A 6,526-nucleotide genomic window follows, 5' to 3' on the forward strand; every position below is an offset into this window, starting at 1 on the left:
ACTTACAAAACGAATGTTGCCGGATACAAGAAAGGAATATTGCTCCTGATTGGAAGTACCTTGCTGTCCCAGGAAGTCAGTATTGAACGAATTACCAGAGTCTGAAGCTGAGGTATTGCTGCCACCTGAACCATTGCTGCCGCCTGTGCCGCCACCTGTAGCGCTGCCACTGCCGCTGCCACCTGTGCCGCTGCCACCTGTGTTACCCGTGCCGCTGCCACCTGTGCTACCCGTGCCGCTGCCACCTGTGCTACCCGTGCCGCTACCCGTACCGCCTGTACCACTGCCACCGCCAACATTAATGGGGCTACCAACCGTGACAACGGTGTTGCCAATCACTATCGTGCTACCGTTGGACAGTGTAGAGCCACAGGTAAAACATGCCCCGCTAGAACCTGTATTAGGGGTATTACTGTTAGTGGGTTGATAGTTGGTGAACTCTGTATTCTTGTTAAAGCTATTAACCCCAGCAACAGCGTAGAAGTTTACGTCACCCGTGCTGCTACCTGTTAGTTTGTTACTGCCCTGCTGGAACGAGAATTGGGTGTTTGATTGGGAAGTAGTACCGCCGGAAGAAGTACTACCGCTTGAGGAAGTAGTACTGCTTGAAGTAGTACCAAAGCCTACTGAATTAAGCGCGAACAACGATACAACGCCAGTGCTTTCACCTTTGATTGAATAGCTGTCTAGAGTCTGAGTGTTGCTCAACGTTCCTGTTGTGCTGAGGGAAGGCTCGTTGATCTGAATATCTACGGCTCCCAAGTTGCTCTCAAGGGTAAATTGCCCATTCTGGTTGCCAACCGTCTCAATCTTGAATGTCTGGTTAGCTGTACCAACAAATCTGATGGAGTTACTGTTGCTAGTACTCCCCGTGCCAGTGCCACCTGTGCCAGTGCCACCTGTGCCAGTGCCACCTGTGCCAGTACCGCCTGTACCAGTGCCACCTGTACCAGTGTTACTGTTTACATTGAAGTTAGTTCCATCTTGGGGAACAACATTTTGTCCTGCAAACTCGAATTTGACGCGTCGCTCTATAGTGGCAATAGCTGGTGTTGTAGGAGTACTGCTACTTTGCTGGAACTTAACGGTTGAAGGCAAATCAATCAGACCATCATTGATTTTGGCGTCAATAGTACCCAGTTTTAAGTCGCCACCCGTCGCTTGAAAGCTAGACCCAGAGGCAACAGTGGCATTCACCTTGGGTAAGAACAAGAGTGGAGTCTGACCCGCTGTTTGAGGGCTAATCAGCGTTCCATTAATACTACCTAAGTTAGGGTTAAAGCTATTTAAGGTAAAGTTCAGGACGGTATTACGATTTGTAAAGGGAATATAACTACCGCTAGAAGAATAACCTATCCCTGATAAAAGTCCTTGCAATGTACCCTTGTCATTCGCGTTAGGCTGATTATCCGAGCCAGCATCAAAACGTGCAGCCGTAGGAACAAAAACAGCTGTGTTCGTATTTCCGTTAGAGGTTTTTAGCTGAAGTTGTTGAACTGAAACATCGAAGAGTTCTACTTGTCCCGAACTACTAGTTCCTGTTCCTGAAGTACTGGTTCCTGTTCCTGCTGATGTCGGAACGAAAAAAGCACCTTGACCCGAAAAGCTGCCTCCTGTGACTGGAATCTCGGCACGAGCAGCAGGGGCTACTGCCACTGCCAAACTTCCAGCGAGACCTAAGCAAACAGCATAGCGCGTTGACTGGGCAATCATGTTAAGACTCCACTACTAGTGAATGAACGACTGAGAATACATGGATTTAAAGTGACTTGAAACTCCCCAGGGAACCAAAAATTTTTCATCAATCTATCCCGATCAGGATTAGAGTGAGCTGTATTAAGAAAAGTAGTGTGGGGTACCCAACATGTAACCTTTTCTTCCCTTGGAAAGTGAACTCACGCCTAAAGACACGAGCCTAGCTAGCGAATGTTTGGAGATCGTTATAAGTAGACGTAGGGATGCGCTGGGAAGTTCCTGACTCAGCAACAATCTATCTCCCCAGCGCCCAAACCCTTAGAAGGTAAAGGTTGTGCGGAGGGCACCAACGGTAATGGTGTCATTGTTTTCGTTGTGATTCGGGTTGAAAATCACCATTACTCCTGGCGTAACGCTAATGTTGTTAGTGACTCGGATGCGATAGAAGCCTTCAAGATGAAGTGTCGTATCGGGTTGCCCACCTGGACTTGCGGCAAAGTTGCCTTGGATGAAGTTGGGAAGATTTCTGCCTGCGGGAAGGTCGCTACTGGTAATCTTTGGCGGTTGACCGACATAAATACCAGCTAGGTTGCCTTCACCCAATAGGTCTGGAAAATTCAGGAATGCCATCCAGTTAACCGTCTCTACATTGCCCGATCCGCCTTTGAAGTCTGACGTGGTGTAACCGCCCCACCCTCCAACGGTAAAGCGCGGTGACACTCGCCATTCCAACGAGAGACCAACGGCATTCGTGTTCATCGGTGCCCTCAGGAAGCCTGAAGAATTAAATTGTTGTACGGCTAAAACGCTATCCCCAACGCCAGTGAACAAGTTACCGGAGGGTGAGTAGTTGTTGATGTATTGCAAGGAGACATCGATATTATCTGTCGGTGACACGACTAACTGCGCCCCAGCTGTCGTTGACCCTTCATTGCCACCAAAAATGCCACCGTTGAATGGATCTGAGGCAAAGTTGGCGGAGTAGACCCCTTGCAAGCTCATGCGCGAGGCGATTTGCCAGTCAAAGCCAATCCCAGCGCCACGACCCCCAATATTAATAATGGGGTTACGCTGGGCAAAGCGGGACAGGGGGCCTTGTCCTGCACTTTCTACTCGATTGACTCCCCGGAAAACATCAACAGGATCGACCCCGACGGGCCCGAAGATTAGGGCAAATTTACTCCCGATGAGTTGGCGAAAGTTGAGGTCACTGACCTGCAAATTGTTATTGACGCCGCTTTGATAACCTAAGGCTACATAGTTCTCCAAAGGAGTGCCGATGTCGTTACCGTTTCCTGCGGCGAGTCCGGTCAGCAACAAACTACGAGGGCTAAATTGAGTGAACAAACTCAACTGCACGTTATCAACTAAGTTGATATTTGTGCCTGGGTCTGACTGTCTGTCCAAGAAGAGATTGAATTGATTTTCGCTACGTCCCTGAGCCCCAAAGATAGCTTGACCAAAAAGCTTGGTTGTGGTAGAGAATTGGTGGTCTTCCATAAACGCGGTTCGACCTTCGAGTTGATCGACCCGTGTGCCTAGAGCAGTGAGTTCTGACTGAAACTCACTCACAAGGCGGCGCAAGGTTTCTAAATCTTGCTTGGAAGCGCGATCGCTCCCAGTACCCGCAATCAAACGCTCAATCTGCTGTAAACAGGAATTCAATCCAGCTGCAAATTCATAGCGTGTCATTGCCCGGTTGCCTCGGAAGCTGCGATCGGGATAACCAGCAATACAACCATAGCGCTCTACAAGAGAGCGCAGTGCCTCGTAAGCCCAGTCTGTCGGTCGCACGTCTGATAACTGAGTCACATTGGTAACCTGCTCCATTGAGTCATCGACCTCTGCTCCCTCTATCGGGTCTAGGGTCGTTACCGCCGGAGATACGGATTCGTTGACCTCCTCAGTTGGCAAGGATTGAGCCTGAAGTGGCGGTTGTGTCGTTATGTCCTTGACTTTCGTCTCGCTCGATGAGTCGGTTGAGCTAGCCGCCGTCTCGATGTTGGTGAGAGATATTTCAGGCTGAGTTGGGGGATTGGTTGCGGGTGCAACAGTTAACTCCCTGACTTTTGGTTGTGCTGTCTCAACCAATATATCTTCAGTAGGAGTTGAGGGATTGGTTGCGGGTGCAACAGCTAACTCCCTGACTGGTGCTTGTGTTTCCTCAACCAACATATCTTCAGTAGGAGTAGTGATGACTGACTCCTCTTTGGGATTTGCCAATGCTACCCCCACTGGCGGGTTGGTTATCGGTGCTAGCTCGGCTGTCTCTGTTACTGTTGAGAAATCTTTCGATGCCGGAAATTCCTGTTTTGAAGACTCAATCGCTACATCCGCCGTTGTTGTACTAATGGCAGATGACGCTTGAGCGGGTGAGAAATTAGCGACCAAGCAACTCAGGGTTGCAAATATTAATGCCGAAGAGGCTGTCTTTTCAAAACTCAGACAGGATTTCACGGTCTTATTACTCCTCGAAACACCACAATCGCGTTTGATTTTAGCGGAGATTTGAGGGCAACGGCTAACTGAATTTTTATTCCTTATTCAGAGTCAAACAACTTTACATGCCTCTGTCCCTCTCAAAGGTTCTTAATAGAAAAACCTGAAGCATCGGGAATCTGCTCAAGCCTGAATGTAGTATCTTATAATACAAGTATCCCTTCTACATCTCTGATAAACCTGTATCAACCCCAAATGCTCTAGTCCGTCGCAACAATTTTCCTAGTGTCCTACGCTAGCCGCGCCTTTGGTATCGCCGAACTCATGAGTTGAAGATGAGACAGGCATCATGGCACTCACACGCCACCGATCACAAAAATCACGCTCTCCTGCCTCCCGACTCCCAATTCCTGTTTGCCTAGGAGGAACGGCATGAACAATTCTCGCTTAGTAAAAATCAGCAAATATCTTAGCAAGCATCTTCGACATACTCCGGAACAGATTGGCATCAAACTTGCCCCTGGTGGGTGGGTTGCTGTCGATGAACTTCTCGTCGCCTGTAAAAAACACTCTTTCCCCATCAATCGAATCGAACTCAATGAAGTCGTGGCTCAAAACGACAAGAAACGCTTTTCTTTTGACTCCACACGTAGCTTAATTCGAGCTAATCAAGGCCATAGTGTAGAGATCGATTTAGAACTTGAGCCTGCAATTCCTCCCGATGTGTTGTACCACGGTACGGGTCACGGTGCCGTTGAGGCCATTCTTCGTGAAGGTCTTTGCAAAATGTCACGACATCACGTTCATTTATCCAGCGATATAACTACAGCGAAAAAGGTGGGTATACGGCACGGTCGTCCAGTTGTTTTTAGAGTTAATGCCGCAGCTATGCATGAGGCAGGTCATACCTTCTACTGTACTGAAAATGGAGTTTGGTTAGTCGATCGCGTCCCTTGTGAGTATCTACAACCGCTCTGATTTATTTATCTAGGAATGAAAAAATCCCACTATGCAAAAGCTTAAATCCTGCGGAGTTATGGTTATGCGAACTCAACCGCAATTAAGTTTCTTGCTGCTGATAAAGCGTCCCACTCGCTACGACTTACCCAAAGGCCATATGGAACTCGGGGAAGATGAGTTGAGGTGCGCCTTCCGCGAACTGTATGAGGAGACGGGAATTGAAGCGAGTACTCTACAGCTCGATGAGACTTTTCGCTTCACCACGACCTATCGAACTCGCGACGCTCGATGTGGAGGAGAATTTGTCGAGAAGACAGTGGTTATTTTTCTAGGATGGCTGAAGCAAGATGTGGAGATACAACTCAGTGAACATGACAGTTATTGCTGGGTGGACTGGAACCCACCTCACACCATTCAGAAAAAAAAGATTGACCCTCTGCTTAAAGAATTGGAACACTATTTTTACAAAAATGAAATCCAACTTTAAATGTAATAAATAAATTATTTTTTGATTGTTTGGGTTACTGTTAAGCCTTAATAAACCAAAATCATGAGTTCAGAATACTTGGGTAACGAAGACAATTTTACACGTAACAACCAGCAAAATAGAGGATTGCTAGGAGCCGGATGGCGGCCTTTGGCTCGACAGTTTGACTGGAATTTCTTATTACATCTTGTATCTAATGATCCTTGGGAATTAACTCAGAAAAGCTTAGACTTTGCCAGCGACATTGCTGATGCTCTCGGTCGCAATCAATACACTTGGTGGGCCAATGTTTTAAATATTTTCTCACAAAATATACGATATGAACTCGATGAGTTCTGGGATTATATTACTCCTACGCCGCCAGTTCCTGACCATCGCTATGGAGAAGTATTGAGTGTTGATACGCCTGTGACACAACTTGTCAGTCGTGATAGTATTCCTATTGATTATGTTCTTACCCGATTACAGGAAATTACTGTGTTCCGAGTTCTAGATTTGCTGGGTAACCCTGAGCTGATTACCCAGTACTATATGGAGCGACATTTTTATTTTCCTATCAATCGGTTTGTCAACTGGGAGCGGCTGGAAATTATTGGCACAGTTTTTGCCTATTGGTCAGAGCAACAAGTTTGGTTACAAATTGACAATCTTGGGAGAGGACGGCGGCAGTATACAATCATTGCCAAGGATATAGCTCCTCTGATTAATAAAGCGACGTACAACTTAGCGGTGATGCTCAGTGGGTATCAAAGCCGTGTGGGACAAATTCACAGCCAGTTTCCGATACGGACATTTTCTGCTGATATTCAAAGTTTTACAGATACGGTTCAACAGGCCATTCTCGACCAAAACCAACTCGCTGTTTTAGTGAGCGGGGAACCGGGTACGGGGAAAACAGCTTGGACACAAGCTGTGGCTAAAGAAATTCTCATGCCGCTAGGATTT

General features: G+C 47.3%; 4 protein-coding genes and 1 pseudogene. 3 read left to right on the top strand and 2 right to left on the bottom strand.

The genetic code is table 11. The features are described from left to right. Positions 1-1,713 (bottom strand): annotated as a pseudogene (locus V6C93_RS10890) (hypothetical protein); the annotation flags it as partial. 300 nt (positions 1,714-2,013) lie between these two features. Then, complete coding sequence (locus tag V6C93_RS10895) at positions 2,014-4,152, bottom strand: iron uptake porin (RefSeq protein ID WP_333476680.1); 2,139 nt, start codon at positions 4,150-4,152, stop codon at positions 2,014-2,016. A 414-nt stretch (positions 4,153-4,566) separates the two neighbouring features. Here V6C93_RS10895 and V6C93_RS10900 point away from each other — a divergent pair, with 414 nt between their 5' ends. The 3 genes from V6C93_RS10900 to V6C93_RS10910 form a co-directional block, all read left to right on the top strand. Beyond that, a complete protein-coding gene (locus tag V6C93_RS10900; RefSeq protein ID WP_333476681.1) occupies positions 4,567-5,112 on the top strand; it encodes an RNA 2'-phosphotransferase in 546 nt (181 codons plus the stop codon). A gap of 31 nt (positions 5,113-5,143) precedes the next feature. Further along, positions 5,144-5,581, top strand: a complete 438-nt coding sequence (locus tag V6C93_RS10905; protein ID WP_349262682.1) for a bis(5'-nucleosyl)-tetraphosphatase — start codon at positions 5,144-5,146, stop codon at positions 5,579-5,581. A gap of 63 nt (positions 5,582-5,644) precedes the next feature. Continuing rightward, positions 5,645-6,526 (top strand): AAA family ATPase (locus V6C93_RS10910; protein WP_333476683.1); only part of this gene is annotated, 882 nt, incomplete at its 3' end.

The sequence above is a fragment of the Allocoleopsis sp. genome, from assembly GCF_036703385.1.
Taxonomy (GTDB): domain Bacteria; phylum Cyanobacteriota; class Cyanobacteriia; order Cyanobacteriales; family Coleofasciculaceae; genus Allocoleopsis.

Coding starts and splice junctions, on each gene's coding strand:
- V6C93_RS10900 (WP_333476681.1), top strand. CDS start 4,567: ATGAACAATTCTCGCTTAGTAAAAATCAGCAAATATCTTAGCAAGCAT.
- V6C93_RS10905 (WP_349262682.1), top strand. CDS start 5,144: ATGCAAAAGCTTAAATCCTGCGGAGTTATGGTTATGCGAACTCAACCG.